Source organism: Metallosphaera javensis (ex Hofmann et al. 2022) (assembly GCF_022064045.1).
GTDB lineage: Archaea > Thermoproteota > Thermoprotei_A > Sulfolobales > Sulfolobaceae > Metallosphaera > Metallosphaera javensis.
On record NZ_JAKNCW010000011.1, the window covers coordinates 12,480 to 38,490 of the forward strand.

Annotated in this window: 30 protein-coding genes; 17 read left to right on the plus strand and 13 right to left on the minus strand. The window is 48.3% G+C overall.

Features of this window, described 5'->3' with window-relative positions:
• The first annotated feature begins 46 nt into the window (after positions 1 to 46).
• Genes L3N51_RS08000 through L3N51_RS08010 form a run of 3 tightly spaced genes read left to right on the plus strand, consistent with a single transcriptional unit; the run spans position 47 to position 1,104 of the window.
• The gene (locus L3N51_RS08000) at positions 47 to 442 is read left to right on the plus strand and encodes a hypothetical protein (protein ID WP_238026589.1); all 396 of its coding nucleotides are present in this window, start codon (positions 47 to 49) and stop codon (positions 440 to 442) included.
• A 49-nt stretch (positions 443 to 491) separates the two neighbouring features.
• Positions 492 to 719, plus strand: a complete 228-nt coding sequence (locus L3N51_RS08005) for a VapB-type antitoxin (protein WP_238026590.1) — start codon at positions 492 to 494, stop codon at positions 717 to 719.
• Between the two features lie 13 nt (positions 720 to 732).
• Positions 733 to 1,104, plus strand: a complete 372-nt coding sequence (locus tag L3N51_RS08010; protein ID WP_238026591.1) for a type II toxin-antitoxin system VapC family toxin — start codon at positions 733 to 735, stop codon at positions 1,102 to 1,104.
• Positions 1,105 to 1,170: 66 nt separating this feature from the next.
• Here L3N51_RS08010 and L3N51_RS08015 read toward each other — a convergent pair whose 3' ends face one another.
• Together L3N51_RS08015 and L3N51_RS08020 are read right to left on the minus strand one after the other, a co-directional pair.
• Positions 1,171 to 1,971 (minus strand): amidohydrolase family protein, encoded by an 801-nt coding sequence (locus L3N51_RS08015; protein ID WP_238026592.1) that lies wholly within the window; start codon positions 1,969 to 1,971, stop codon positions 1,171 to 1,173.
• 102 nt (positions 1,972 to 2,073) lie between these two features.
• Complete coding sequence (locus L3N51_RS08020) at positions 2,074 to 2,865, minus strand: tyrosine-protein kinase family protein (RefSeq protein ID WP_238026593.1); 792 nt, start codon at positions 2,863 to 2,865, stop codon at positions 2,074 to 2,076.
• A gap of 616 nt (positions 2,866 to 3,481) precedes the next feature.
• Between L3N51_RS08020 and L3N51_RS08025 the strand changes: the two genes are divergently transcribed.
• Genes L3N51_RS08025 through L3N51_RS08035 form a run of 3 tightly spaced genes read left to right on the plus strand, consistent with a single transcriptional unit; the run spans position 3,482 to position 4,902 of the window.
• Positions 3,482 to 3,640: a hypothetical protein gene (locus L3N51_RS08025; protein WP_238026594.1), complete on the plus strand. Its 159-nt coding sequence runs from the start codon at positions 3,482 to 3,484 to the stop codon at positions 3,638 to 3,640.
• Between the two features lie 57 nt (positions 3,641 to 3,697).
• Complete coding sequence (locus L3N51_RS08030; RefSeq protein ID WP_255776230.1) at positions 3,698 to 4,576, plus strand: C2H2 type zinc finger domain-containing protein; 879 nt, start codon at positions 3,698 to 3,700, stop codon at positions 4,574 to 4,576.
• A complete protein-coding gene (locus L3N51_RS08035) occupies positions 4,573 to 4,902 on the plus strand; it encodes a TA0938 family protein (protein ID WP_238026596.1) in 330 nt (109 codons plus the stop codon). Before L3N51_RS08030 ends, L3N51_RS08035 begins: the two co-directional genes overlap by 4 nt.
• On the opposite strand, the gene treH1 is transcribed toward L3N51_RS08035, so the two are convergent.
• Positions 4,896 to 6,662, minus strand: coding sequence for an alpha,alpha-trehalase TreH1 (gene treH1, locus L3N51_RS08040; protein ID WP_238026598.1), 1,767 nt, complete (start codon positions 6,660 to 6,662; stop codon positions 4,896 to 4,898). The two genes, L3N51_RS08035 and treH1, sit on opposite strands and share 7 nt — an antisense overlap.
• Positions 6,663 to 6,834: 172 nt before the next feature.
• On the opposite strand from treH1, the gene L3N51_RS08045 reads away from it, so the two are divergent.
• Entirely contained in the window at positions 6,835 to 7,656 is an 822-nt protein-coding gene (locus L3N51_RS08045; protein WP_238026600.1) for a DUF973 family protein, read from the plus strand.
• A gap of 20 nt (positions 7,657 to 7,676) precedes the next feature.
• On the opposite strand, the gene L3N51_RS08050 is transcribed toward L3N51_RS08045, so the two are convergent.
• Together L3N51_RS08050 and L3N51_RS08055 are read right to left on the minus strand one after the other, a co-directional pair.
• Positions 7,677 to 8,480 carry an acetoacetate decarboxylase family protein gene (locus L3N51_RS08050; protein ID WP_238026602.1) on the minus strand — a complete coding sequence of 268 codons (804 nt, stop codon included), beginning with the start codon at positions 8,478 to 8,480 and terminating at the stop codon, positions 7,677 to 7,679.
• Positions 8,481 to 8,539: 59 nt separating this feature from the next.
• Positions 8,540 to 9,154 (minus strand): helix-turn-helix domain-containing protein, encoded by a 615-nt coding sequence (locus L3N51_RS08055; protein WP_238026603.1) that lies wholly within the window; start codon positions 9,152 to 9,154, stop codon positions 8,540 to 8,542.
• Positions 9,155 to 9,264: 110 nt separating this feature from the next.
• On the opposite strand from L3N51_RS08055, the gene L3N51_RS08060 reads away from it, so the two are divergent.
• The 4 genes from L3N51_RS08060 to L3N51_RS08075 all read left to right on the plus strand — a co-directional run bounded on the left by L3N51_RS08060 (position 9,265) and on the right by L3N51_RS08075 (position 13,699).
• Positions 9,265 to 10,740, plus strand: coding sequence for an MFS transporter (locus L3N51_RS08060; protein ID WP_238026605.1), 1,476 nt, complete (start codon positions 9,265 to 9,267; stop codon positions 10,738 to 10,740).
• A gap of 5 nt (positions 10,741 to 10,745) precedes the next feature.
• Positions 10,746 to 11,225: a flavin reductase family protein gene (locus L3N51_RS08065; RefSeq protein WP_238026658.1), complete on the plus strand. Its 480-nt coding sequence runs from the start codon at positions 10,746 to 10,748 to the stop codon at positions 11,223 to 11,225.
• Positions 11,226 to 11,309: 84 nt separating this feature from the next.
• Positions 11,310 to 12,236, plus strand: coding sequence for a 3,4-dihydroxyphenylacetate 2,3-dioxygenase (hpaD, locus tag L3N51_RS08070; protein ID WP_238026606.1), 927 nt, complete (start codon positions 11,310 to 11,312; stop codon positions 12,234 to 12,236).
• On the plus strand, positions 12,233 to 13,699 hold the full coding sequence (locus tag L3N51_RS08075; protein ID WP_238026608.1) for a 4-hydroxyphenylacetate 3-hydroxylase family protein: 1,467 nt from the start codon (positions 12,233 to 12,235) through the stop codon (positions 13,697 to 13,699). The genes hpaD and L3N51_RS08075 overlap by 4 nt, the downstream gene beginning before the upstream one ends.
• Before the next feature lie 71 nt (positions 13,700 to 13,770).
• Here L3N51_RS08075 and sdx read toward each other — a convergent pair whose 3' ends face one another.
• Positions 13,771 to 14,103 (minus strand): sulredoxin, encoded by a 333-nt coding sequence (gene sdx / locus L3N51_RS08080; RefSeq protein ID WP_238026609.1) that lies wholly within the window; start codon positions 14,101 to 14,103, stop codon positions 13,771 to 13,773.
• Positions 14,104 to 14,721: 618 nt separating this feature from the next.
• Positions 14,722 to 15,867 carry an AAA family ATPase gene (locus tag L3N51_RS08085; RefSeq protein ID WP_238026611.1) on the minus strand — a complete coding sequence of 382 codons (1,146 nt, stop codon included), beginning with the start codon at positions 15,865 to 15,867 and terminating at the stop codon, positions 14,722 to 14,724.
• 115 nt (positions 15,868 to 15,982) lie between these two features.
• Here L3N51_RS08085 and L3N51_RS08090 point away from each other — a divergent pair, with 115 nt between their 5' ends.
• Positions 15,983 to 17,395 (plus strand): MFS transporter, encoded by a 1,413-nt coding sequence (locus tag L3N51_RS08090; protein WP_238026612.1) that lies wholly within the window; start codon positions 15,983 to 15,985, stop codon positions 17,393 to 17,395.
• On the opposite strand, the gene L3N51_RS08095 is transcribed toward L3N51_RS08090, so the two are convergent.
• From L3N51_RS08095 to L3N51_RS08105, 3 genes are all read right to left on the minus strand, one after another.
• Complete coding sequence (locus tag L3N51_RS08095) at positions 17,384 to 17,818, minus strand: hypothetical protein (RefSeq protein ID WP_238026613.1); 435 nt, start codon at positions 17,816 to 17,818, stop codon at positions 17,384 to 17,386. The two genes, L3N51_RS08090 and L3N51_RS08095, sit on opposite strands and share 12 nt — an antisense overlap.
• Positions 17,815 to 18,357, minus strand: coding sequence for a class I SAM-dependent methyltransferase (locus L3N51_RS08100; RefSeq protein WP_238026614.1), 543 nt, complete (start codon positions 18,355 to 18,357; stop codon positions 17,815 to 17,817). Before L3N51_RS08100 ends, L3N51_RS08095 begins: the two co-directional genes overlap by 4 nt.
• A gap of 190 nt (positions 18,358 to 18,547) precedes the next feature.
• A complete protein-coding gene (locus L3N51_RS08105) occupies positions 18,548 to 18,967 on the minus strand; it encodes a methyltransferase family protein (protein ID WP_238026615.1) in 420 nt (139 codons plus the stop codon).
• Here L3N51_RS08105 and L3N51_RS08110 point away from each other — a divergent pair.
• Together L3N51_RS08110 and L3N51_RS08115 are read left to right on the plus strand one after the other, a co-directional pair.
• Positions 18,951 to 19,166, plus strand: a complete 216-nt coding sequence (locus L3N51_RS08110; protein ID WP_238026616.1) for a hypothetical protein — start codon at positions 18,951 to 18,953, stop codon at positions 19,164 to 19,166. The genes L3N51_RS08105 and L3N51_RS08110 overlap by 17 nt on opposite strands.
• Positions 19,167 to 20,053: 887 nt before the next feature.
• The gene (locus tag L3N51_RS08115; RefSeq protein ID WP_238026617.1) at positions 20,054 to 20,407 is read left to right on the plus strand and encodes an ArsR/SmtB family transcription factor; all 354 of its coding nucleotides are present in this window, start codon (positions 20,054 to 20,056) and stop codon (positions 20,405 to 20,407) included.
• Here the strand turns inward: L3N51_RS08115 and L3N51_RS08120 are convergent.
• Positions 20,404 to 21,336: a nucleoside hydrolase gene (locus tag L3N51_RS08120; RefSeq protein ID WP_238026618.1), complete on the minus strand. Its 933-nt coding sequence runs from the start codon at positions 21,334 to 21,336 to the stop codon at positions 20,404 to 20,406. The genes L3N51_RS08115 and L3N51_RS08120 overlap by 4 nt on opposite strands.
• A 149-nt stretch (positions 21,337 to 21,485) precedes the next feature.
• On the opposite strand from L3N51_RS08120, the gene L3N51_RS08125 reads away from it, so the two are divergent.
• Positions 21,486 to 21,917, plus strand: coding sequence for a hypothetical protein (locus tag L3N51_RS08125; RefSeq protein WP_238026619.1), 432 nt, complete (start codon positions 21,486 to 21,488; stop codon positions 21,915 to 21,917).
• Here the strand turns inward: L3N51_RS08125 and L3N51_RS08130 are convergent.
• The gene (locus L3N51_RS08130) at positions 21,905 to 22,402 is read right to left on the minus strand and encodes a hypothetical protein (RefSeq protein WP_238026620.1); all 498 of its coding nucleotides are present in this window, start codon (positions 22,400 to 22,402) and stop codon (positions 21,905 to 21,907) included. The two genes, L3N51_RS08125 and L3N51_RS08130, sit on opposite strands and share 13 nt — an antisense overlap.
• Positions 22,384 to 23,664: an ATP-binding protein gene (locus L3N51_RS08135; protein WP_238026622.1), complete on the minus strand. Its 1,281-nt coding sequence runs from the start codon at positions 23,662 to 23,664 to the stop codon at positions 22,384 to 22,386. Before L3N51_RS08135 ends, L3N51_RS08130 begins: the two co-directional genes overlap by 19 nt.
• Before the next feature lie 436 nt (positions 23,665 to 24,100).
• Here L3N51_RS08135 and L3N51_RS08140 point away from each other — a divergent pair, with 436 nt between their 5' ends.
• Both L3N51_RS08140 and L3N51_RS08145 read left to right on the plus strand, forming a co-directional pair.
• Positions 24,101 to 24,844: a beta-ketoacyl-ACP reductase gene (locus L3N51_RS08140; protein ID WP_238026623.1), complete on the plus strand. Its 744-nt coding sequence runs from the start codon at positions 24,101 to 24,103 to the stop codon at positions 24,842 to 24,844.
• An 8-nt stretch (positions 24,845 to 24,852) separates the two neighbouring features.
• Entirely contained in the window at positions 24,853 to 26,010 is a 1,158-nt protein-coding gene (locus L3N51_RS08145) for a thiolase family protein (RefSeq protein WP_238026624.1), read from the plus strand.
• Position 26,011: the final 1 nt, after the last annotated feature.

Genomic DNA, 26,011 nt, shown 5'->3' on the forward strand with positions numbered 1-26,011 from the left:
GTATTCCCTAACACATTAATTAATCCGATGAGGAAATCCTCGTTTCATGCTGTATGACGTAGCCTTCATGATTCATATGCTGGGGCTTGTGGGATGGGGAGGGCTCACCACTGGAGCCTACTACCTCCTTGAATTCTCGGAAGGAAAAGATAGGAGGCTCTTGCTCGGTTACCGGAAACTGGTTTACTTGGAGTGGATCTCCTTGATTGCCATGGCAATTTCTGGCGCATATATGTGGTTGAGGTTGGGTATGCCGTCGTGGGTTTACCCTGCCTTTGCCCTGTCTCCCGTTCTCGCTATTGGCGAGTATTATCACTGGAAGCTCACCTATCTTAATGACGTGAATCTTTTCCTGAAAAGGATGAGGTCATTGTCGTTATTCTACACGCTTGTGGCCCTTTTCTTGATTTATGACATGGTCTTCAAACCGGTTCTCCCCTGAGCTGGGCCCGGCGAAAGCGTTATTACGGTAAACATGTATGTATATATTGATGTCTACAAAAGTCATAAGTGTTAGGATAAGGAAGGAGATCGTTGAGGAACTAGAGAAGCATGGTATCAACGTGAACGATGAGGTAAGGAAAGCCATTGAGGAACTTTACAAGGGGATGAAGAAAAGGGAATACCTAGAACTCTGGAGGGAGACTCTTCAACGCGTTGAACCCAGTGAAGAGGGTTTCTCGGTTAGGAGCGTGAGGCAGGATCGCGATAGTCATTGACTCGTCTGTTCTAGTGAAGTACTTCTCAAAGGAAAAGGGATGGGAGGTTGTAGAAAGGGTATTTCTTCAAGGGGACCTGATGACCCTTGATCTGGCACTCAAGGAGGTGGCCAACGCTCTCTGGAAGAAAGTTCTAAGAGAGGAGATGACACTAGAGGACTCCCTTAAGCTGATCAATACGTTAAAGGAAGGGGTGATAGTGGAGATAGTGCCAGGAAACGCTTACCTAGAGGAAGGTTTCAGAATTGCTGTAAGGCAGAAGTCCTCAATTTACGATTCGCTATTCATTGCCCTGGCAAAGTCAGTCGGAGGTAAGTTAATCACCTCGGATCTCATGCAGAGAAACGCCGGAATTAATGAGGGAATAGAGGTAGAGGTGATATGAAAGCATGATGGAGGGTTCTTAGGCTGATAGGCGCCCAGAGGCGACGTGTGGCCAGGACGTGAAAACCTAGTTCAGTTTCAAGATCCTTCTCGCATTATCGCCCATTATTCTCTCGCTACCCAGTTCCTGATAGACCTGCCAGGCATACTCTGCCAGATCCTGTCCCCTGTATGCGGGAAAGTCGCTTCCGTACAGTACCTTTTCCTCGATCTCCATAAGTCTGGGCAACACCCTCGTCAGATTTCTGGGCGGGATTGATGAGATCTCCAGGAAAACGTTGGAATAATTTCTGGCAAGGTAGAACGCTTCATCATACCACAGGGGCCTCCCGGCGTGGGCCAGAATCAACGTGACGTCGAAGTCCTTCACAACGTCATCCACTAGGAGTGGATCGCCGTACTTATTCCTGCTCTTTACACCAATACTAGTCCCCGTGTGTACGAGGATGGGGAGCTTCTTCTCCTCCGCGAAGGAGTATATGAACTCCAGTTTCCTATCCCCTCCCTCCTCAGGTCTGTACCCGTTTGGCGAAAACCCGTGATGCACAGGATGAAGCTTAATCCCGACTATACCCAGGGAGTACTGTCTCTCCAGCTCTCGTTCCACGTTGCATGTAACAGGATTCACTTCTCCCCATTGGAGAAACAGGGGGTTCTCCCTTCTAATTTCGTAGTCTAGGTCGAATCCGTCGGAACACTCTTCGCTCCAGCAAGGGTGAGAGGGAACCAGAAGCACTTTCTCCACGACTATATCCCTGAAACTAAGTGTAAACCTTGTGTCTTCCACGTTCTGGAGGAAGGATTTGCAATGATCCGGTAGTTTTCTGAGAAAAATGTGGTAATGCACGTGTACGTCCACTACGCGCATGTTCACAGATAGATCCTGAGTTTAATAAACTAAGGGCTTTGACATCTCACCCTTTCTAGTTTCACGAAATCTTAGCAGTGACTTTAACTCCCCGGTTAAATCCTACTCCCTGAGTATAACCCTCTCGCTAAGCGAAGGATTGTAAACCAGAATCTCAGCCAACTTTCTAATCCCAGGCATTATTGGCATACTAGTCATTTCATCGGAATACTGAAACACCTCCTCGAAGAATGGAATGAGGATCCCTAGATTGAAATTGGTCCTTTTAAGTGCCTTATCTAGAAGAGACTCGGCGTATGACTCTCGTCCCGGGGCAATCAAGTTTATACAAAATCCTATAGCCTTGCCCACAGTTGTCTTCCTCTCGGCATTCTCTATGTACGACAGGGTTTCATTTACCGCCAGCTCCGAATTATTTGAGATGTAGATTCTTCTCACAGGCATGTTGGGATAATTCTTCTGATATTCCGTTAATTCCAACCTTACCATGTCATGATCGAAGGTGATAAGACTGGCATTATCAACTATTACATAATCGTGAGGGTAGGACTTCAGCACACTGGAGTAAAGCTCAGAGAATCTAACCTTAAGGTCAAGTTCATTCATCAACTTCTTTACGTCGCTATCGTATCTGGGCCCATCTCCCATGATTTTGATCACTGTGATTGATCCCTTCTTGTATTTGAAATGCTCCGAGAACTTGGACTCAACCCCATCAACCACACTGCTCAACAGTCCAGGTTCCTCAATTCCCGCCAGTCTTGAGGAATAGCCTACGTTGTCCCTATCAAGGAGAAGGACCCTGAAGCCTCTTTCAGCCAACGCCAAGGAAATGTTCATGGAAATAGTGGATTTACCTACTCCCCCCTTGGCGCTCTGAATTGACAGTCTCAATTTCCGACAGTATTACTATTAGAAAGATTACATATAAAGTTATCATTAACTAGAAATTTGCATTCAAACTATCTCCATGTAAGTTCCTGTGTAAAGTTAGTATAAAATTTAAATGAGTTCGTAATTTCACTCTCGTTTTTCCAAAGTTTACTAGAGGGAAGTGCCTCGACATGATTTTTGATAATAAATAATAGATGGGACTGTAATTTGGTTGATGTGTCTCTTGAGGCTACGATAAAATGTAGTTGATAGTACGTAGTTCGAACCAAATTGTGAAGGAAAACTCGTTAGTATTTTTGTCAGTCAACGATATTCTAGATCATATTGGGTAGTTGAAAGAGATTGAAGTCAGAGATCCCTTCTATATTTGAATAAAGCCTTAACATGCAATAACAGGAGTATGCCCCGAGGATAGGCACTGAGTCCCGAAGCGGATCCTCTATCCCGGTTAATCATAATAAAAACAGAAAAACCATTTAAGAGAGCACAACTCCAAGTTTCCATATAGGCTAATATCTCACTAATTAGGAAGATAAATTGAGGATAAAATAAAGAAAAATGGATAAAATGAAAATTCTGCTAAAAATTTTTTAATTGAGATCGTTTATCTTTGTTAATGAGCAGGTCGCTGACCAGGATAGTAATGCCGGCTATTAAAGGAGGAGCGGGTAAGTCTACCCTCGCTATATTTCTACTGGGTGGTGTACTGTTCTCTTTATCATCCATCAAAGAAGTTAAGGAGTACCTGAGGGTTAACGCTGGAAGAAGCGGTTAAGATATCTTTAGTTAATAGTGAACATTTCTTTAAATTCGAGAGTGAAGAGAAGGATTTATGCCCATCTGTCCGGCATGTGAGATCAAACTTGATTCTTGGAGGTCCGTCACTGATCATATGAGTGAGCGGGCCCAGAGAAGCGATCCAGCTCACGTAATGTGGTTGAACCGAAACCTATCCTTGCGGGAGATGACAAAGGAGGAACTGGAGGAAAGACTGGAGGCTTTCTTCTCAGGAAACCTGAAACCCTGGATAATCTCCAGGTTTATTGAAAAGTTTTACGGCGAGAAACCTCACCCCTTCATGGTGGCCATGCAGAACCCAAGTAGGGAGGTCCTGCTGGGATACGTGATAGAACATCAGCATTTTCTGGTCAACTGGGTCAGGATCCTTTCCAAGATAGTGTATGAGACAGAGGAGTTGCCCGTAATAAGGTATGAACTGGAGAACATAACCACGGAGTTTGTAGGTACGGAGAGCTCTCCCGCCCACTACGAGCTCCTCCTCAGGATGGGAGAAAGCCTGGGGATGAAGAGGGAGAAAATACTTTCAACCCCACCTCTCAAGGGGACAGTGGAGGCAATTAACACCTGGAGGAAGTTATCCCAGAGGCACTGGGTTGAGACTATGGCAGCCATGCACAGTCTAGAACTGGTTGCCGACAAGAACCTTAGAAGGTATGGGGCTAGGATTCACTATTTCAATGAGAGAATTCTGGATTCTCAAGATTTTCCAGAGGCGGTAAAGAATTTCCTCAGGGAGGGCTATGAGGTGGATCAGTACCACGCTGAGGAGGCCCTTGACCTGGTGGAGAGGTACGCGGTTGACCAGGAAAGGGTCAAGGTAACTGTTCTGAAGTCGTTTGATGCGTTTTCCAAGTATCTCCTCTCTAGGTTAGAGAGGGCCTGGTTACTAGAGGCTGAGGTGATAGCGTGAGGATAGTGGTGAATGGGGAGGAGGCAGGGACCAAGGAGAAGGGGTGTGCCCTTTGTGGCGCAACCTGGGGAGGGTGGTATGAGGAAGTAGAAGGAGAGAGATTGTTCTTCTGTTGTGATGTATGTGCAAGGGAGTTCGTTAATATGTTAAATAAGGTAAAACAGACCACTGGCTGGGATAGGGTGGATGAACTCGTGATCGATGGAGATTATTATAGGGGGAGGAACTGCGAGGCGAGACACGGGGAAAGATCCCTAAGTTTCTACGTAAAGTTTGGTGAGGATGCGGAGGTCACCACGTTCAGGATCATTTCAAAAAATCACTGATCTTCCTCAGGGCTAGTAGCCTTGGCCTCAGCGAGTTCATTCAGTGCAAGTATCAGGTTGGATTGGGCGAACGCCTGAGGAAAATTCCCTGTGAACAGTTTTCTTTTGGGGTCTATATGCTCTCCCACAAGGTAGGTTCCCTTTGTGGCCTCAAGGATTCCCGATATTGTTCTTTCCGCATCCTCCACTCTTCCCAGTTTTATGTAAACCCTTGCTAGCCAGAGGCTGGCCAGAGTGAAGGGGTATCTTGTCTCCCCTAGAAAGTCTCTCCTGTACCGCTTGGCCTGTCCGTCAACAACTAGGTTGCGCTCTATTTCCGTCAACGTGTTGAGGAAAGTTTCGTCACTGGGCTCCACGAATCCGTAAAGAGGTAAGGTGAGTAGGGCGGAGTCCACCTCGTCACTGCCCGGTTTCTTCACGAACTTTCCGTGATTCACACAGTTCTCCATCACCCATTCCCTGATTTCGTTCCTGGCCTCCTTCCATTTGTTTTCCCTGTCCACCACCTTCATGAGCTTCCCCGCTCTCTCCAGCGCTACCCACATCATTACCTTGGAGTGAGTGTAATGAGCCTGGACCCCCCTTTCCTCCCATATCCCCACATCCTGAAGCTTCCAGTTCTCGGACACCCAGTCCGCAATGTACTCTATTACGTCTAGATGCCCCTTCACATACGACACATCTCCCGTCGCCACATAATACTTGTAAAGGGCATCCATGAAGAACCCCTCAAGGTCCAGCTGAAGTTGTGCTGCGGCAGCGTTTCCAACCCTGACAGGTCTGGAGTTCATGAATCCGGAGAGCCAGGGGATCTCCACCTCCTTTGGGGGAACAGAACCGTCTATGGAGTAGAGGGGATAAAGGAACGGTTTCGTAGTGAAGGACACCATTCTGGACAGAAACTCTATGATTCGCCTGGCGTCCATGGTGTGACCTGCTGAGATGAGACCTTCAGCCACAATGGAGGAGTCCCTCACCCATGCGAAACGATAGTCCCAGTTTCTCACGCCTCCCTCAATCTCGGGAAGAGATGTTGTGGGCGCAGCCACCACCGCGCCCGTGGGATTATACATCAACCCTAAGAGCATGCCCACCGAGGTCTCGTACGCCGTCACCAGATCCTCTCCCTTAAACCCTGGTATCTCAAGGCGGGAAATTTTCCCCCTTCCCTTACCCCTCCTGATCAGGTTTCTCCAGTAGTTTATGGTCCTCTCCACTCCAGTTTCCACGTCAAACTTGAGTTCTTTCCCGAATATCCCGAACCTTTCGTCGCTGAAATGTCCCAGGAAGGCGTACCCGTCCCCTGAGATCATCCATCCCCTGCTGGTCTCCTGGATCGAGGGGAAGATCAGGTGTAGTTCCAGGAATTCCGAATTCTCTGGATTAACCAGTTTGTAGATCCCGTTACTCAACTTGTAAACCTTTGCCTTTACTCTCCCGTAGTTAAACGTTGGGTCAACCCAGATCTCTCGGGGAGTCTTGGCGTTGATTTTCCTAACGAGGGAGTGTTCTCCCCTGAGAAGAAGGTCCACAACCTCAGTTCCGTCCTTAAGCACAGTTTTCAACACGTTTGGGACCAAGTACTCCTGTGTTGCCACCTCCCCTGATATGCCAAAGGAACCTACTCTCTCGTCTAGAAGCCTGGAGAAAACGGGGGAGGAATCATATCTGGGAAATGTTAACCATACCACTTCGGTACCAGTTATTAGGGCGCCGGTGAACTCGTTGTTGATACAGAACATTCTTGAAGAGAAGTCCATGAATCCTTGGTTTAGGTGATGTAATTAAACTCTTGCGTTTCATGGCAGTTGTCAAGATGATTTCTAAAAAGAAATATTAACTGATTCGTCATTTATCACATTGCGTAATGCCTCGCAAATTACCAATGGAGTTTTCGACAAAACTTAATATAATCGTTATCAATTTATATTTATGGCATCACCACAAGAAATGAATGGAATTTCCAGACTTAGGGGCGGAATAGCCTTTGAGTTTTTAGCGGCAATTTTGTCCATCATAGGCATCATCTTTTTTGCAGGAGGTATTGCTGGAATAGTGGTAGGTTTAGTAATTCTAGTTATAGCACTAGTAATCGCCATCATAGCATTAATAAGGCTCTATGGAGGATTTTCGGCCTTGGAGCCCTACGTTTCCAACATGGTACTAGGAAAGGTTGGAGTAATACTGGCTATCATTCCATATCTCAACTTTGTGGGTTACATCCTCATAGGAATAGCCCTCTATTTCATTGGCGACAGGTACAACAATGGCACACTGAAGGCAGGGGGTATAATCACTGCGATCCCGTTCATAAACTTCATTGGTCTCATTATATCCTACATAGGACTTGGCTCCATCAACTTCTCCGCAGTTCCTCAACCCTATCCACCGGGTTATGGACAGGGGACAGGACTTGGACAGGGATACGGACCTTCCACTCCACCCTCGCCTTTACCGCAACAGGGCCAGCCAAACGTGTCAATTTATCAGGTGGGTCAGGGAACTCTCAGGTATAACACCGCCAACTTCACCCTCTACTCCTCAGGCCAAGCAAGGATTATGGGGGCATCCCTGGAAGGAGTGGACACCTACGCGGTCAGCATCAACCCCATGTTCCTGAATCCCGGAAATAACAACGTATCCATAAACTTCTCATCACTACCTCAAACCATGGTCCCCGGAGGGGCTTACAGGATAAAGGTGAACCTGGATAATAATACGTCAGTTTACGTAACAGTAATATATTCGCAATAATCGCAACAAGAAAACCCTTTTTACCTTACTTTCTCCACCTGTCCCTTTACCTTGTCTAGGAGGACAGTCTTGGTTACCCTGAAGTAGAGAGTGTAATAATATCCACCGTACACCTGGTCCACGGAGAGGACGTTAACCTCATCGTTCACGTAGCCTCCAAGTTCCACCTCCGCCGTTCCCTTCCACATCTCTCCGTACCTGCTCTCATCTCTTAACCTGCTCACAATCTCGTATACGTCATCCTCTCCTTCTCCCCTGGAGGCAAATCTTCTCACGTTTATAAAGGGTCCGAAGTTCTTCAGGGGAAGTGAATCGGTCTTGCCCTCAAGTTCAACCCTCAGCCTGAACATTACTCCACCTCCCCTGGTCACGTAACCGCCCATCCTGAGTCCAGTTTCGGGTTTGTTGTATTTTGGCAGGAGGGGATGAAGTTTCGTCATCCTTATGTTGGCAATCTTCTTGGGATATCCATCCAGCCATCCCCTAACGAGGGCCCAATCCTTATCCACCCACATGTAGGGGAAATAGAGGTAATTCTTTCCCTTGTACTCCACCTTCAGCCCTATGGCGCCCTCCATGTACTGTACCAGGTCCGGCTCCAGGTACATGTAGTCCCAGTTGGATTCAGCCGTGGAAATGAACTCTGCAATGTATACCCAACCTTCCCCATCGGTCTTCATGAATTCTGGAATAATCTGTTCTGCCCCGCTGAACTTCACGTGAGATGCTATATACGTGACGCCGTAATACCATGGTGGAGGGAAAACCGTTTGCGATCTGCCCGTCCTGGTTATGGGCATTGTGAAATCCTTTTCGGAGGACATGGAATCGAGTGCTTCGCTTCATTTTTAAAAGATATCTCTAACAAGTTTCACGGAACGAGTCAGAACACCAGGTGATCTGAAACATATTTCAGGATCTTTCTCTGAGCGTTTCTCCAGTGATATAGAAAGGTTACCTTGCTCACTCCCAGAACCTTAGCCAGGTCCTCAGCCTCGATCTCCCTGGGGTAATTGAGGTAGCCGTTATTGAGGGCCATCCAGAATACCTTTCTTTCCATTTCAGTTAGATATGGGTAACTGGGCGAGAAGTCTTCAACCTCTATCCTGACTATCTTTCCCAGGGAGGACAATTCCCCCTTCAGTTCGCTGAGCGTTCCACTCCCCGTAACAAATGTCCAGAACTCCGTTCCCCTCTCGTTGTAGTTTCCTAGAATCAACACCTCTTTGGAGTAGAGTAGACCCGCAATGGAACCCTCATATACGTTCAGGAAATCCAGAAGCGTGTCTCCTCTGTTAACGTAAACCCTGTTCAATTTCTTGACAGACCTGTGCGATGCCATCCTTTTCCCAAGTTCCCTTGACGGAGAAACAAGCCAACTCCTTAAGTATCCTTTGTCAGGGTAAACCTCCAGGTTCATGGTAATTGCCCTTTCCTCCGTCTCCGATGTCCAGCATCCATCGTGAATCACCCCAATCGTCACCTTCTTAAGCACCATTTTCCATCATCTATAATCTAGTTTATACCGTAATAACCTTATACTTATAATGTTTCAATATTAAACTAGTTTGATATAACGGATTAATTACTATGAACAATTCCCAAATTATGGCAGAAAAGTCCGTAAAGGCAGGGGAAATAGTCGCCAGGATAGATAGATTGCCCATCTGGTCGCTCTCGTACATTTTCATAGGCATACTGGGGATGGGATTCCTCTTCACGTTTTTTGATATTTTTGACATAAACGTCTCCTTCATCCAGACCTCCCTCACCATATTTCACGTGAGCAGTCCCTCCTCCCCAGAGATAGGGGTCCTGTTGGGACCAGCAGTGTTACTGAACTTGGTGGGGTATATAGTTGGGTCCCTCCTTCTTTCTCCCCTATCGGACAGGATAGGCAGGAGGAACATGCTCATGATAACTATGGCTATAACGGGTCTGGGAAGCCTGTATAATGCGTTTGTTAATGATTACCCCAACTTCCTCTTGGCCAGAACCATCACCGGAGTCGGAGTTGGCGCGGATCTGGCAGTGGTTAACACCTACATAGGGGAGGTAGCTCCCACGAGTGGAAGAGCAAAGTACACCAGTTTTGTGTTCCTATTCTCCACACTGGGAGCGGGTCTGGGTCTGTGGCTCGGACTTCTTTTAACTACCCCTCCATCTCCCTTCCCTCTGGGCCTTCCCTTCGCCCTAGGAGGCTCAGGATTCCTTGCTGTAAACGGATGGAGAGTGATGTACGGAATAGGTGCTCTCCTAGCGTTGATAGGCCTGCTTCTCAGGTTCAATCTCCCCGAATCTCCCAGATGGCTAATATCCAGGGGGAGGATAGCTGACGCTGAGGCAGTGGTGAAACAGATGGAGGAGAGGGCATCCAGAAAGCTTAGGTCTCTCCCTCCCCTTCCAGCAGTAATACCTCCCTACGTGGTGGAGAGGTTGTCCTATCTTGACTCATTGAAGGCAGTAATACTTGATAGAAGGTATGCAAAGCGACTTGCGGTCCTAATTCCCATGTGGTTCTTTGGATACATGACAGTTTACGTGCTGGCTGCGGGGTTAACCACGATTCTCGCGTCGCTGGGTTATCCCCCACCAGAGGCAGGCATTATAGCTTCCTTTGGAGACATAGGGTTCATCCTCTGTGCCCTCACCATAATGTTCGTTGGAGATAAGCTGGAGAGAAGCAGGTGGACCGCAATTTCGGTGATCTTCACAGTGGTAGGAGGAATTGTGATAGCGCTAGCCAAGACAGACTTGCCCTTATCCTTCCTAGGTTCATCAATACTGTTTTACGGTTTCAATCTCTGGGTTCCAGTGTCCTACGCGTGGAGTGCGGAGAGCTTCCCCACGAGGGCGAGGGCTACGGGATTTGCCCTCACTGACGGACTGGGACATATAGGAGGAGGAGTGGGAACGGTGGCAGTTGCGTCCTTCGTGGCATCTCTAGTGTCCAGCGGAGTTACCACGGGATTGGCCATTGAGGTTTTCCTGCTAATAGCATCTTTCCAGATCATCTCAACTGTTATTGCTGTAACTCTAGGGCATAAAACGGCTAATAAGAGGCTTGACGAGATATCTCCGTGAGTTACATGGAAATCAACCTTTCCGAGGGCTTAAGGGATTTAATGCGAAGGTATCCGCAGGGTGTGGCAGTGGTAACCACTGAATGGAAGGGTAAGCTGGTGGGAATGACCGTGAACACGTTCAATTCGCTATCCCTGAACCCTCCGTTGGTTCTCTTCATTGCCGATAGGAGTAGGGGTAACGACTTGCCGTTCAGGGACAGCCCCAGCTTTGCCGTCAACCTTGTGGACAGTAGGGAGGTACTTGACACTTTTGCCACTAAGCCTGTGGAGACCAGGTTTCAGGAAGTGAAGTATCAACTCTCAGATGAGGGAGTTCCCATCCTGAGTGACGCTTACGCTTACCTGATCGCTACCAGAGGTCAGGTTGTGGATATAGGAGATCATGCTATCATAGTGGGAGAGGCGAAGGAGGTTAACCTGAGCAGGGAACCGAGCCCACTAGTTTATTACATGAGGAACTACAGGAAGGTTTGCCTTCCCTGAAGGGAAGTTCATCGATCTTTTAGATTCCAGGTCTTTAACCAGTTTGATGTAAACCTAATAAAATTCGTAAATTAAAATAGATGCATGAATAACTTGAACGTGTTTAGACTCTCCCATGTATGCGTGAGGGTAACCGACCTGGAGAGAGCGGAGAACTTCTACGTCAATCTTCTGGGTTTCGTGGAGACGGAGAAGGATGGAGATTACCTCTATCTCAGGGGGATAGAGGAGGGACAGCACCACAGCCTAGTCCTGAAGAAGGCAAGTTCGCCGGGTCTGTGCTACATTGCCTTCCGGGTGAGAGAAGGACTTGACAAGGTGAGGGAACTGGGAAACTCAGTGAAATTTAAGGAGAAGGGAGTTGAGGACTCGATCCTTCTGGAGTCTCCTGGAGGAGTTCCTTTGCTCTTTTACGAGGATATGGAGTACGTGGGTGACATCAGGTTGAAGTTTTACCTTCACCGTGGAGTTTCTCCCGTGAAGTTAGCCCATGTGAATTACATGGTGGGCGATCTGGGGAGGGAGGAGAGGTTTTTCAAGGAACTTGGGTTTGTGGAAACGGAACACTTCCTAGACAAGACGGGAAGGAAGACTGTGGTCTGGCTCACCAGGAGAGGTAACTCGCACGAGGTGGCAATAGCCGAGTCCAAGAAGAAAGTTCCAGGCTTCCATCACGAGACCTACTACGTGCACGACGTAAAGGATGTGATAAGGGCGGCCGACCTTCTAGCGTCTATGGGATATTGGGATAACATAGAGAGGGGGCCGGGGAGACACGGGGCCACAGAGGGATATTACATCTACGTGAGGGACCTGGACATGAACAGGCTGGAGTTCTTCACCAACGATTACGAGGTATTGGACCCGGATAAGTGGAGAACCGTGGAGTGGACCCATGAGCAGTTCAGATTCAGAAGCGACTTCTGGGGAAGGCCAATCCCAGACTCCTGGCTTCAGGAGTGGATGCCAGTGGAAAACCTTAACGGTGAGTTGCGGAGGTGGGAGGCATGATAAGGAAGGGAAGTGATTACGTGGAGAGCATAAGCAGAAACCCACCAGTCACCTACTATGAGGGCGAGGTTGTGAAGGATGTGGTGAACCATCCGGCATTCAGGATTCCTGTCAAAACGGTGGCAAGTTATTATGATCTTCACTGGAAAGTGGAGGGATTGAGGGCGTACAACAGGGATGTGGGTGAGGAGACGAGCATAAGCCTCATTAGGCCAAGGAGTAAGGAGGATCTCCTTAAACTGGGAGAAGGGCTGGTCAAGATTTACGAGTTCTACAGAGGTTTCTTCGGAAGAAGCCCAGATTACATGAATCTCTGGACCATGGTTTTCTTCGCTCATGCTGAGGATTATTTCGGGAAACATTTCGGTTCCAAGTTCATGGAGAACGCCATGGAGATCTATCGTGAATCCACGAAGAAGGATCACTTTTACACTCACGCAATTGTTGCCCCAATGTACGACAGATCAAGACCCCCGTCCCAGTGGGAGGACCCATACATACAGGTTGGGATAACGGAGGAGAGACCGGAAGGAGTGGTGGTGAGGGGAGCAGCGATGATCTGCACCGCAGGTCCCTACGCTGAAATGTTGTGGTACCTCCCCAATATGAGGAGGGACTCCGATCCCAGGTATGCCCTTTACTTTTCCATTCCCACGACCACCAAGGGAGTGAGGTTTATAGCCAGGAGGGGATTCCAGCCAAGGGAAGGCGGAGAGTTCGAGTATCCCATCTCCTCGAGGTGGGATGAGGCTGACGCTATCCTAGTCCTTGATAACGTGCTGGTTCCGTGGGACAGGATCATTTTCTTCAAGAAGCCTGAACTCATAGAGGACCTGATGTGGCATACCGTGGGACTGAGGGGATGGTTCAACTGGCACTTCATGATACAGCACTACACGAGGCTTAAGTTTCTGGCTGGGCTAGCCATGACCATCACCGAGGCAGCGGGAACTAGTACCTTCATCAATGTTCAGGAGAAGATAGGTGAGATTCTCCTGTACGTGGCGCTGAACGAGGCTGCCCTTTACGGCTCCGTGGCCAGGGCTCAGGAATTGCCCAACATCGTGAGACCGGATCCATACATCTCCATATCCGCCAGTCACTTCAACATGAAGGCAGTTCCAAGGGCCAACGAAATCCTGAGACTCATAAGTGCCGGTTCCTCCATACCGATCCCAGCAGGGGCTAAGGATTTCATTAACCCGGAGGAGAGGGCTTACCTAGAGAAGTATATGGCCATGAAGGGGTTTGACGCCCTTGAGAGAGTGAAGACCTTCAACCTCCTCTGGGACGTGATAGGGTCTGAAGTTGGAATGAGGTATGAGCAGTACGATCGTTTCAGCAGAGGAGATCCAACTATCAGATGGGCCCAGACCTATACAGAGGTCTTCAAGGACAGGAAAAACGAGTTCGTGAAACTGGTCAAGGAAATCCTAGATCAGATGCCCAACCCTAAGGCGTAAAAATGGACTCCTGGTGTGTTTCACGGTTAGGGGGCCCTGGTTACGCAATGAGGAGGTTACTCTTATCCTCTTTATTCCACGTCCACTTCAATCCATCCGTTATTGTCCCTGACCTGATAGGTCTTTAGTCCAAGTTTTTCCTTTGGAGCATCCTTGGCCACGTATGGGGGTTCCAGCATCTCCCCGGTCTTCAGATTGAACACTGCGTGATGGCAGGGACACTTCACCGTTAAGTTCTGAGCGTCAAGCTCGCCTAGAATGCATCTTGCGTGGGAACAGACGGCGTCCATTCCATGGAGGGTTCCGTTGATATTGGCTATGAAAATCACCTTATCATCCACCTTAACTGCGGCGTGGCCTGCCTTTTCAAGAGCCCTTGCACTTATGGTTCTTTTCCAAGTCATAGCATGTGCTCTTTACTAGTTCTCTTAAATATTTCATTTTATAAAAATATATATGTTCTGGAATAACCAGAAAATTATAATGGAAAATGGAACGGTTTAGGAAGATCAGTGATCGCCACTCTCTGAACTGAGAGGCAGGGAAATTAAGGAGTAACAAGGTCAAGGAGAGATTCGCCACTAATCTAGAGAACGTCTACATAGATAGCAGATGGAGACGTGGAATACGATAGAACTCAGGTGGAGGAAATTTTGAGATCAATGGAGGAAATCATGAACTGGAGGAGATTTCCAGAAATGTCGAGCTGAGTAAGGGATAAATTCAGGCATCTCTCCATGTAGGGAGTACACCAAGGCCGTGTAAGCGCTGTAAGGGAGCTAGATCCCGGATGAAGGTACATGTTTGGGTGAGCGACGGAGGACAGGATTACGGTCCTCAGTGACATAGATATTCTCGTGATCTCTCCGAGACCTCTCAGCGATAAGGAAATCAAGTTGAGGAAGGGGATATTACTAAACCCCGTTGACAGACTCTCTTCCCCTCGATTCCCCAGTAGAATTACACGTGGTTGACGAGGAGAGGGCGAGGTGTATTTCAGAAACGAAAGAGACTCGTGGAAATTACGTGAGAGTCAGCTTGGGAAGGATTTTCGCAATTATGGGGTCAACCACCTGGTAAATCCCTCTCTCCTCCCTCCTCACGTAACCCTCACCCAGGAGGCTCTTGATACCCTCATTCACCCCGGATCTGTTGAGTTCAATCCCCCTCAATGTTGACCTTCCACCCCTCTCAGCCAGGAATCTCAGAATTTTCCTCGCGTTCCTCCCCAGCTTCGCGTACTCCTCGGCCACAATGTTCCTTATCAATGGATCCTCCACCATCTCCCCTAGCTTGCTCCTGGCGCACTCAAAGTCCACTTTCCCGCAGGACAGGGTTTTCAGCCCAAAGTAGTTCAACCAGGCTGGAATTCCGTCCAGTTGATCCACGGCAAAGCTCAGGGCGCTCTCCTCGAAGTCCTTCCCCTCCTCCTGATAGCCCTGTTCCAGAAACCTAACTGAGATTTCTCTTGTGAAGGGCCTTATGTAGAGAGGGTAGAAGAACTGGTAGAAGGGTTCCTCTCTACTGCCGAAGATCCTCTCCAGTATACCCACGGAGGAACCCGAGACCACATATGTCACTCTATTGTGGAACTGCCACTTGCTTCTCATCAAATGAAATATCCCGGGATAGTTCTGGGATGCCAGCCTCAAGAACTGGAATTCATCAAGGAACACCACGAAGTTCATTCCAAATCTCTCCCCCAGCACCTGAGGGAGGTCCAGGATCGCCGGCAGTGACTCTCTTCTTCCCCTTTTCTCGTCCAGGAAGACCTCAATCTCAGACGGGGGAAAATTGAACCTTATCTTAACATAACCAAGGATCTCCCTCAATCTCTCAATGAGTTGTCTTCCCTTCACCTTCATTATCTCGGGCAGTTTCACCGATGGATCAAGGCTTTTCACCAGCTCGGTGAGTATTGCTGAAGAGTAAAAGGAGAGAAAGGAAGCCAGATCGAAACTTTTCCCCTCCACAAAATCCTCTAGGGAAATGTAAACCTTGGGGATGTCAATCTCCTTGAGACTGCGCAGGATGACGGAGGTTTTCCCGATTCTCCTCACTCCCACCACCGCAGTTGGTTGCCTCCTCCTGATCATCTCCATCAAGCTGGAAACCTCGTTTTCCCTGTCAAAGGGATCGTCCGTGGGTTTGCCGAAGATAAATTTCATGGGTACCCGTGAAACATGGGTACCCATGCATAAAAGGTTTCCTGCGTTATTCTGTGTCATCTTCGTCGCACTCACCCTAGCAAAGCAAATTAATCCTGTTATCGATATATCTACTATGAGGAGCGAGTTCTGGAAGTATGTGCCCATTCTCGCCTTCATCTCAATAATGACCATGTACGTGGAGATGGTGGTCCTGCCCTCATTGCCCAAGATAGAGACCCAGTTCAATGTCACTTCTTCGGAGGGCTCCTGGATACTCTCCTCGGAGACTCTGGCTGGAATGGGACTCGCCCCCTTCATAGGCAGGCTGGCTGACTCCTGGGGAAGGAAGAGGGTACTAATGTCCATTCTTTCAATCTACGTGATCTCGGTAGCCCTAACCTCACTCTCACCTAATTTCGCAATACTCATAGCATCAAGGTCGGTACAGGGGATAGGGCTGAGCATAAATCCCCTGGCGTATACCCTTCTTAGGGAGAGACTGAGCAATAAGGAACTGCCTGTAGCTCAGGGAGTAATAGCGTCCACGTTCGCGGTTGGGGCAGCAGTAGCTCTACCCATAGGTAGCTTCATATCTGAGTATTACTCATGGCAATTCGCGTATATAACTTCCATTCCATTCCTCATCGCGAGCGTGATACTGGTTTACCTCCTTCTTCCCAGCTCCACCGTCAGAACGGGGGAGAGGATTGATCTTGTGGGAGTTGGTCTGCTCTCCCTAGGGTTTCTCTTGATAGGGGTTGGGTTCACAGAGGCCCCCAGCTGGGGCTGGACCTCTCCCGGGTTCCTCTCCCTCCTAGCTCTCGGTGGATTTATCCTGGTGTACTTTGGTCTCCGCGAGAGGAGGGTCAGCAACCCACTCATCAACCCTGAAGATCTCAAGAATCCCAACATTGCAGTTCCCCTTCTTTCCTCGTTCATAACGGGATTCGGGCTTTTTCTGACATTTCAATCCCTCGTGTTCATTTTCGAGCTACCCAGGCCTGTGGGTTATGGTTACAATATTCTTCAGACTGGAGAGACAATGGCTCCCATATCCCTTATCCTCCTGATTGGCGGACCGCTCTTTGGGAGCCTCGTGAACAGGATAGGTTACAAGAGGGTAATCCTATCCTCATCCGTGGCCTCAACCGGAGCTCTGGGCTTACTTGCATGGGTTGTGGGTAAGGTGGGCGTACCGGAACTCATGGGTGTTCTGGTCCTGGTGCTATTCTTCATTTCTGGGATGAACGTCACCAGGATCACCCTCCTTCTGGCATCATCCTCAAGGGAGAAGATGTCCTCGATCACGGGCACAAACACCTCCATGAGATTGATGGGAAACACGTTGGGACCCATCATAAGCGGATCGCTTCAGGACACGTATAAGTTTCCCCTGTTCTCCGGTTTCCTTGGTAGCATTCCTCTCTTCACCTTCATTCCCTCGATCCAGGCCTTCCAGTACTCGTTCCTCATTTCCATGGCCTCTGTGATTTGCGTGGTAATACTCGCAACTAGGATAAGGGAATCTCCCATGCTAACCAGTTGAGTTGGGCCATCTCCTCCAGTCCCCGAACCTGTCATACTGGGGACAACCCCTCCTGTAGTTCATCCCCTGGATCCAATCCACGTTAACGAAGGCATCGAAGAACTTTCTCTCCAGGATAGAGGGCCTCCCAACAAGGGGGGAGAGTTCCCTCAACACCGACTCCATTTCCCGCCTAGAGGAGAAGTAAAGGATTATGATCCCCCTGCTGGCGAGCCTCAGGGGAAGCCCGAAGTGGGAGTACTTCCAGGGAACTCCCAGCTCGTTCAGAATGATCAGCACCTCCTTCAGGTCCACCTTAAGGGAAGAGATTGGGATCCCCACCTTCCAGCAATTCAGGGAGTTCTGGTGCTGAACACCGCGAAGGAAATCCGCGTAACACGGACCGCACTTCTCCCACTTTGCCCCTCCATGAACCCATCTCATTTTTCCACCAGGGCCCACCATTCCATGAAAGATGAACCGCTCTCTATCACCTTGAATGTGGAGAGGATCTCCCTCCATTCTTCCTCCGTGACGGCCCTTGGATCCCTCCCTCTTCCCTTCCTGGAACTCACGTAGGCCCTGGCACCTGGCTTCATGACCCTTCTCATTTCTGAGATTGCTCCCTTATGATCCACAAGGCAGCATATGACCAGGTTTGAAAACACGAAGTCCACACTCCCGTCCTCCAGAAAGGAAAGGGAACTGGCAGATCCCACTCTGGCCTCAACGTTGCTAAGCCCCTTCCTCTTCACTTTTTCAATTGCTCTAGGGTCAGGATCAACTGCCCAGACCTTACCCTTCTCACCCACAAGTCTGGACAGGAGAGGGAGGAAGAACCCTGGCCCAGAGCCCACATCAAGGACCACCATCCCGGGTTTCACCGAATCCCTGAACCTGCTTACGATTCTGGTGGGAGGAGAGAAGGCCCTCCTTATGGGATTATCCAGCACGAATGGTGGTATTCTCCTGTCCTGAACCATAAGTGGAAGTGGAGACGGAGATTAAATTTTTTCTCATAAATGTATTAAGTAGAAATCTAAGTTATTAATTTAAACTCAAGAGTTTAATTGAGTTTTTGCTTCAAGTGATCTAATAGTGTTGTGTTCTCGGACCTTAACTGTTTGGGAACAAGCGACATAGAGTAGATTAATGGTGAAGGGTTATCTATCCCTATATTATTCTTGGAAAGAACCTTTTGGTAACGCGATGCATGTATGAGATATACTCATCTCCCAACTCCTGAACCAAGAGTCTTTCCTCCAACTTCGCCCTGTGATTATAAACAAGAAGAGATACAATAAGTGAAAGAACCAATGAGAAGATCGATCTTGAGGTAGTTGCTATTCCGATCAGCATTATTATGGATCCACTGTAAGCTGGATGCCTTACATGTACATATGGACCTGAATCCACCACCCTGTGATCCTCCAGCACGGTCACAACTGGAGAAAAGAATTTTCCCATAGTCAAAATTGCCCACAGCCTAAACCCTATACCCCCTAATGTCAACACCACCCCTAAGTATGTCAGGGGAAATGGTAGTTCGCCAAATCCAGAGTAATAGGAAAAATACATGAAGAAGGTATCCATAAAGAAAATTGCATATAGAGAAAGTATTAGGGTTACAAAGGATTTAAATTCTCTGGATTTACGTTCCCTCCTCCCAGTTTTGCCTCCTTTCCTAACCTTAGGTAGTACATATGCGAACAGTAATTCCACAGCAAGAGTTCCATATAACAATCCGAAAAAGATTTCAGTGGTTTCTCCAATCTCATTAATCATTGAATAACTTTCTAACTTCTTGTATTAAAATTCTCTGGCATGGCGAGATTGATCCCGAAAAGACAACACTGCTGTACTGATATATTTGGCAATCCAAACTACACAATCCCAATCTATGTAGTGGCATATGACGCTGTTACGATCTATGGGCAACGACAGGCCTTTTTGGGATATCCACCAAACCTCGGGGCAATTCTTGGGGTATACCACAAGTATGGGAGACATTGGAAAGGCAATGGGAGCTATGACCGTGATAGCGGGATATCCAATTGATCAATACATAAACATTAAGTCTCATAAATAGTACCGAACTCCAGCTAGCTAACCAATTCTCCTCAAACCCGGCTCTGGCAAACCAGCTCATTAGGATAGTGGGGAACTCATTCCCTCTAGCATTGACTCATAGGGCGTATCAATCGGTGATAGCCAACATGTTTATCGAAGGGTTACAATCACAGGGCTATATTGTGATGGCTCCATTTACTTCTCAAATAACCGCAAATGGAATTAATCTAGGCGTACCACTACCGCAGGTTAGGACGCAATACTTTCAACCAGTGTGCATTTCAATGTACCCTCTTTACGGAAATGGTCAATATGAGGTATATATCATCGTGGCAATATACCAGTTTGTTCAACCTGGCTCGTTAGCAACAAATGAGTAAGATCACTCAAGTTATTTAGCGGAACTTCGTTATACATTTTACAATATTCTCGACATTTTTTTAGATAGAGTCTACATCTAAAAATTTATTCCTTCTGTAATTAATGAGAGTTTTTACTTAATTAATACTTGATAGAATTGTCCAAGGTTGAGGTAAAGTTCAACTTACAATGGATGCAAGACCTGTAGGTAAAGGGTATGTTTTTAAGCGTAAAAAGAGATACTAATTCATGGATAACAGACCGCTGATACTTGAGCTGGAGTCCTTCTTCTCAGCGCTATCTGACGGGACGAGACTGGAGATTGCCCTGTACCTGAGGGATCATGAGGCCACAGTTCAGGAGATATCCTCTGCCCTGGGGAAATCCCAGTCATTGATATCCCACCACCTGTCCTGCCTCAGGAACTGTGGGGTGGTGAACGTGGAGAAGAGGGGGAAATACTCGGTCTACTCCCTCAATGGTGAGGCCGTGAGGAGAATAATAAACGAGGCCATAGATCACGTGAGCAGACACAGCAAGTCAATCCTGTCCTGTGAGATAGTGAGAGAGGAAAAGGCTGGGAAGGTCACGCAACCCGGTTAATTACCTTTCAGCAGTTGGAAGAGCATGTTCATGAACTTGGATCTGTCTAGCTGGTAAACCACGTTCACATTGGGTTCCTTACCCAGTACTCCCAGGTAGTCTATCACTGTTGCTCCCCTGGTGAGGCAATCGCAATTCTCCACGTCCACGAACTGCCTCTCCACGTGGGTCGCAACCCCAGGGTCAAGGGCCACCGCCGTGGTGATCAGGTCGGGATGGGGATTCCCCTTCATCCTCTGCCTCGTCATGGCAAAGTTTCTGTAATGCGTGTAGAACCTCACGTACAGCTGACTCATTTCCGTGTTCATTCTCTTAATCTCCTCCCACTCCTCGTTAACCGTGTACTGCGTTATCAGGTCCCAGGAAACCATGGTTAGATCAAATCCCGCATTGAACACGAGCTTCGCAGCGTCAGGATCCACCCAGATGTTGTATTCTGCGGCGGGGGTTATGTTGCCGTGACCGTTTATGGTTCCTCCCATCACCCACACCTTCTTCAACTTCTCAGGGAGGGTTCTGTCCTTCAAGTATGCCATGGCCAGGTTGGTGAGAGGAGATATTGCGAGAAACTCCAGCTCCCCCGGGTATCTATCAGCCATCTCGAGGATGAAGTCAACCGCATGTTTCTTCTCTGGAGCGCTAGATGCCTCCAGTGCTGAATCACCTATTCCCCCGGTCCCGTGGACGTTCTCCACAGTTCTGAAACTCTTCACAAGAGGTCTCTCCATCCCTGGATACACGGGGACATTCACGTGGAAGTATCTCCTTGCGAATTCAGACGCCCATAGAGCGTTCCTAACTTCAACCTGGAAGGAAACATTTCCCTCCACAACTGTTATTCCGTGAACTTGAGCTCCCCTGTGAAGGAGGAGGAAAAAGCTGAAGATATCATCCTCAGCCGTGTCGCAATCTATGATGAAATGCCTCATGTGTCTTCTTTCATGCATGAACTAAAAGAAGTTTCTGGGATCACGGGCAGGGTATGGGAGATAGAAAATACTCAGCCCAGCTTCGCGCTATTAGCTCACGTGATCGCCAGTACCGCTTCATTTAATTGCTTTGCTGAAGAAATTCTCTCGTGATTAGACTTCTGGGATTCTTCGGAACGCTAGAGAGAGACATGGATGTTATTGTGGTAGCCGACACTTACGCTGAGGCGGAGGAGGCCATATCCACTTTCTTGGTTCCTGTGAAGGGAGTAGACCTTCACGTACTCACCACAGATGAGTTCGTGGAGCTGGTCAAGGAGGAACCCTTTTACGCCAATGTTTATTTCAATGGAGACTTCGTTCTAAAGAACTTAAGCGTGAAGATATCCTTAGACAGAATAAGGGAAAAGGCTAGGGAGAGGTTTATAGAGCAGTGCACTGAGGGGATAGCCAATGCGGGATTGGCATATTATTACCTCATATCTAAGGGAATTTTCCCGAGGAACAGGGATGACGTAAGGAGAATACTGAAAATTGATCCAAAGACCAAGGGAGTGATGAGACTGTGTCAGGGCGTGTAACAGTCTTCCTTTCCATGTTCATTTCCTCCTGTCACTGTAGTCCCACAAACTAGAATGCATAAGAGGTCGATTTTCCCCTTAGCTAAACTCTTCATTTTTCTGATCTGGTCTTTTTCCCTAAAGAGTAGGGCTCTCGTCTGAGATGGGATTACTATGTAAACTCCTATTCTGAAATCACGCTGTGTTATCAACTCGGCAATGAAATCGCCCACTTTCCTGTATTTCTCGTCTAATATATCCAAATTCCTTTGGGATTTATGTATGAAAAGGTTTCCTATCTTTTTAACGATGCTATCCATGGCTTGACCCTTTAGATTTCCCATTGCCTTCAATTCGATGTATACTATTTCATTCTGTCTAACGCAAATTCCCTCAGGATGTGGAATAGGTGCCCTGATAACGCTATCGTTTTCAAAGGAGAGAAAAACGGAACAATCTAAACGTATACTGCAATCTCCTTCCCTTATCATGATCTCTGTTGGCATCTAGCCTCCCACTTCTCGTACAGGTTTAAACCGAGGTCCAGTAGCTTCTTGTTCACCTCAGAGAATATCTCGGTGTTATTGAGAATATCCCCAGCAGAGCGCTCCATTAAGGTTCCCTCCATGACGTGATAGAAAGAGACGTTAACAGGTTTAACGAACTCTACGGTATTACCAAATACATTCTTAAATTCCGTGAGAGCTTCATCTCCCAGGCACGGAAGGTAGTAGCTCAGCATAGCGAGGGTTAGAATAATAATTTCGCTATGAGTGGTAATAACTATCCTGAATTTTCTAGCTAGAGAGTAGAGGATGAGAGCCATCTTAACCTGAGACATCACGTCTAGCTGGATCTCTGGCTCCTCTATCAACACAAGTCCACCTCTACCATCTGAAAGGCTCAGCCTCAGAGCCGCCATCTCAAGGAGGCTGGAGGAGGAGAGGGTAACCGTAAGGCCATCAAGGAGTAGCTCACCACTCTCTAGCTTCATGTTCAGGTTAAACACTTTCCTTACCTCCTCGTCATCAGCTCCATTTCTGATCATCTCCTTACCCCTTTCAATCCAGTAGAAGGCACTCCTGAAGTACGGATCGATAAGGCTCACCTTATGAAAGAGTGCCAGGAATCTACCGTGATTGAGAAGCCTTACCGAAGGAACTTTCACGCTATCCCCTATCGGCTTCATCATTCGTGGGATCACAACTGAACGTAAATAGGAGATTATGCTTGCCCTGATCTTATTTGCTAGGGCACTCATGCAAAACTCACTGTCCATTACCGTACCAGATTTGGTCACTGAGACGTCAATACTACCGTTGACGAACCCGATCTCAATCGTGTAACTGGCTCCCGGGCATATGGGACCATACGAAGGGTAAATTCGCTTTTCCAGTCTCAGCATTTCGCTTTGTCTCTCGATTAAATCAAGGAGACCATTCACATCCTTCCCCTCAATAGTTAGCTTGGTATGGTTCAATGACGTGAAGCGCCTGGAGTACCTCTCCAATAACATCTCCACTCCGCGCCTAAAATCTATGGGGCGCGAGAATTGACCCCCTTCAACAAGGGATGGGATTTCAAGGTCACCTGTCATTAGCGTAGCCAGTTCGAAGGAGTTTGCCTCGTCAAGGAAGCACAGCCACGAGTATAGAGCCTTGAGAATGTACGATTTTCCCGTATTTGACCTTCCAAATATCACGGAGAGATCTCCTAGCTTCAGATCTGAGTTCCTTATGGGTCCCAGTTCCTTGATAGTCAGTTGCATTGGATTACATTTGATTATAACATATAAATCCCCCTCAAATTACAGGGATAGTTGCTTTGTGTTTTAGGGTTACCCAGGGAAGTGATCCGGTTTGAAGGGCCTGTTGTGATTAAGGTCTATTTTTACAATGTCGCCAACCTGTGCCACTATCTTACTCTAACTCGCTGACTGTTCCATCATTATAGTGTAAGGGATGTTGGCGACACCCCTTTCACATCTCGAGTAAATTATCATGAAAAGAGGACTTGGGGGAAGTTCCTCTCGACATTTTGACGCACGCGTCAATCTAACTCCTTGATTAGATTGCGTGCCTCCTTATCCTCCACAAGTGCTTAGGGAAACCTTCAATAAAACATGATGAGACCAACTGGCTGTAGAAATCGCGTGTGATTGAGACCCTAATAACGCTTTTTACCCACTCTTCCCGGTCTATGCTATGGGGGTTCAACACGTTAACAGTTTAGCCCTGGTGACCGGGGGCGCAAGTGGCATAGGCTACGCCATATCCCAGAAACTGGCGGAGAGGGGATTCAACGTTGCCATAGGCGATCTCAAGAACTACGAGGAGAGTGCAGAGAACCTGAAGAAGCTAGGCCTTCCAGTTGTAGGTCTTCCCCTGGACGTCACCAGTTGGGACTCCTGTGCCCAGTTCGTGGAGGCTTCGCTCTCCCACTTCCGCACCGACCACGTGGATGTCCTGGTTAACAACGCCGGGATAATCAGGGACTCGCTCTTCGTGAAGATGTCAAGGGAGGACTGGGACCTGGTGATCAGGGTTCACCTCTACGGTGCTTTCAACATGACCAAACAGGTTGTGGAATCCATGATATCAAAACAGCACGGGCGAATAGTTAACATGTCCTCCCTTAGCTGGACAGGTAACGTGGGGCAGGCCAACTACGCGTCAGCAAAGGCCGGCCTCATAGGATTCACCAAGACCCTGGCCAAGGAGCTGGGGAGATACAACATCACTGTGAACGCCATAGCCCCCGGTTTCATAGACACTCCCATGACCAGGAGTGTGCCTGACAAGATCAGGGAGAAGTTCATGGAGAGGCTGGCCATAAGGAGAATAGGTGATCCCGTGGATGTGGCTAACCTGGTGGCCTTCCTGGCATCAGATGAGGCGTCATACATCACAGGAGAGGTAATAGGTGTGACCGGGGGTCTAACCTTCTAGGTGGTATCATGATACTGGGTTTCGGTAGCGTTGTTCAGAAAACCTACCCAGGCACCACCTTTCAGTTGATGTCTTCCGCCGTGGATCAGGCCCTGGAGATGGCCCAGCTCACCAGGGATAAGATTGATGGTATAATTGCGACCTTCCTCCCTGGTACCTTCGACGGAAACGTGGCCCTCCATTTCTACACAAGTCAGCTTGCCCAGTATCTTGGAATAAGGCCTAGGTTTCTGGATTACGTGGATTTTGGAGGGGCTTCCGCTCTGGCCATGCTGTACAGGGCGGAGAAGGCGGTGGCAAGTGGAGATGCCGATAACGTCATCCTCCTGGTTGGGGGAAAGGCTTCCCCGGTGAGGGAGAAGAGGGTCACCGCAGATTCCGTGGATAGGGCATTCTCAGGTATCAGGCTGACCCCCTTTGATGAGGTCTTCAGGGTCTACGACGACATGAACCCTGTAACGGACTACGCCCTCGTGGCAACCAGACATTCCCACCTCTTCGGCACCACCGACGAGCAGAGGGCCAGCATTGCAGTGAAGCAGAGGTTCAACGCTCAGGGTAACCCCAGGGCCATGTACAGGGATCCACTCAAGGTGGAGGACGTGCTCTCCTCCAGGATGATAAGCACTCCCCTTAGACTTCTGGAGATTGTGTACCCAGTTGATGGCTTTCACGTTTTCGTTGTGGGGAAGAGCGGAGGTAAGTCCAACATGAGGCCACTCTCCATAAAGTACTTTGGCGAGGCACACTGGCCTGAGATGCCACCCGAGTTACCGGACATAGTCTCAACGCCCGCAGTTGAAAGCGCCAGGGGTGCGAGGAGTTTACTGGAGAAGGTGGATTGCTTCCAGCTCTACGACTCCTTCACCATCACTGTCCTCCTGCAGATAGAGGACATAGGGCTCGCAGAGAAGGGGAAGGGAGGTAAGTTTGCCCAGGAGGTGGACTTCACCTACAAGGGGGAGATCCCCATAAACACTGGAGGTGGTTCACTTAACGTGGGTCAACCAGCGTATATGAGCGGTGGGGTTATCCTGGAGGAGGGGCTAATCCAGTTAAACGGAATGGGAGGCCCGAGGCAGGTGAAGGGTGTGGACACCGTTCTCCTTAACGGGATCGGTGGATGGAACAGGGCCCACTCCACCACACTGGTACTGGGTGAGTGAA

Coding starts and splice junctions, on each gene's coding strand:
- L3N51_RS08000 (WP_238026589.1), top strand. CDS start 47: ATGCTGTATGACGTAGCCTTCATGATTCATATGCTGGGGCTTGTGGGA.
- L3N51_RS08005 (WP_238026590.1), top strand. CDS start 492: ATGTCTACAAAAGTCATAAGTGTTAGGATAAGGAAGGAGATCGTTGAG.
- L3N51_RS08015 (WP_238026592.1), bottom strand. CDS start 1,971: ATGCGCGTAGTGGACGTACACGTGCATTACCACATTTTTCTCAGAAAA.
- L3N51_RS08025 (WP_238026594.1), top strand. CDS start 3,482: ATGAGCAGGTCGCTGACCAGGATAGTAATGCCGGCTATTAAAGGAGGA.
- L3N51_RS08030 (WP_255776230.1), top strand. CDS start 3,698: ATGCCCATCTGTCCGGCATGTGAGATCAAACTTGATTCTTGGAGGTCC.
- treH1 (WP_238026598.1), bottom strand. CDS start 6,662: ATGGACTTCTCTTCAAGAATGTTCTGTATCAACAACGAGTTCACCGGC.
- L3N51_RS08045 (WP_238026600.1), top strand. CDS start 6,835: ATGGCATCACCACAAGAAATGAATGGAATTTCCAGACTTAGGGGCGGA.
- L3N51_RS08050 (WP_238026602.1), bottom strand. CDS start 8,480: ATGTCCTCCGAAAAGGATTTCACAATGCCCATAACCAGGACGGGCAGA.
- L3N51_RS08055 (WP_238026603.1), bottom strand. CDS start 9,154: ATGGTGCTTAAGAAGGTGACGATTGGGGTGATTCACGATGGATGCTGG.
- L3N51_RS08060 (WP_238026605.1), top strand. CDS start 9,265: ATGGCAGAAAAGTCCGTAAAGGCAGGGGAAATAGTCGCCAGGATAGAT.
- L3N51_RS08065 (WP_238026658.1), top strand. CDS start 10,746: ATGGAAATCAACCTTTCCGAGGGCTTAAGGGATTTAATGCGAAGGTAT.
- hpaD (WP_238026606.1), top strand. CDS start 11,310: ATGAATAACTTGAACGTGTTTAGACTCTCCCATGTATGCGTGAGGGTA.
- L3N51_RS08075 (WP_238026608.1), top strand. CDS start 12,233: ATGATAAGGAAGGGAAGTGATTACGTGGAGAGCATAAGCAGAAACCCA.
- sdx (WP_238026609.1), bottom strand. CDS start 14,103: ATGACTTGGAAAAGAACCATAAGTGCAAGGGCTCTTGAAAAGGCAGGC.
- L3N51_RS08085 (WP_238026611.1), bottom strand. CDS start 15,867: ATGAAATTTATCTTCGGCAAACCCACGGACGATCCCTTTGACAGGGAA.
- L3N51_RS08090 (WP_238026612.1), top strand. CDS start 15,983: ATGAGGAGCGAGTTCTGGAAGTATGTGCCCATTCTCGCCTTCATCTCA.
- L3N51_RS08095 (WP_238026613.1), bottom strand. CDS start 17,818: ATGAGATGGGTTCATGGAGGGGCAAAGTGGGAGAAGTGCGGTCCGTGT.
- L3N51_RS08100 (WP_238026614.1), bottom strand. CDS start 18,357: ATGGTTCAGGACAGGAGAATACCACCATTCGTGCTGGATAATCCCATA.
- L3N51_RS08110 (WP_238026616.1), top strand. CDS start 18,951: ATGAAGAAGGTATCCATAAAGAAAATTGCATATAGAGAAAGTATTAGG.
- L3N51_RS08105 (WP_238026615.1), bottom strand. CDS start 18,967: ATGGATACCTTCTTCATGTATTTTTCCTATTACTCTGGATTTGGCGAA.
- L3N51_RS08115 (WP_238026617.1), top strand. CDS start 20,054: ATGGATAACAGACCGCTGATACTTGAGCTGGAGTCCTTCTTCTCAGCG.
- L3N51_RS08120 (WP_238026618.1), bottom strand. CDS start 21,336: ATGAGGCATTTCATCATAGATTGCGACACGGCTGAGGATGATATCTTC.
- L3N51_RS08130 (WP_238026620.1), bottom strand. CDS start 22,402: ATGCCAACAGAGATCATGATAAGGGAAGGAGATTGCAGTATACGTTTA.
- L3N51_RS08135 (WP_238026622.1), bottom strand. CDS start 23,664: ATGCAACTGACTATCAAGGAACTGGGACCCATAAGGAACTCAGATCTG.
- L3N51_RS08140 (WP_238026623.1), top strand. CDS start 24,101: ATGGGGGTTCAACACGTTAACAGTTTAGCCCTGGTGACCGGGGGCGCA.
- L3N51_RS08145 (WP_238026624.1), top strand. CDS start 24,853: ATGATACTGGGTTTCGGTAGCGTTGTTCAGAAAACCTACCCAGGCACC.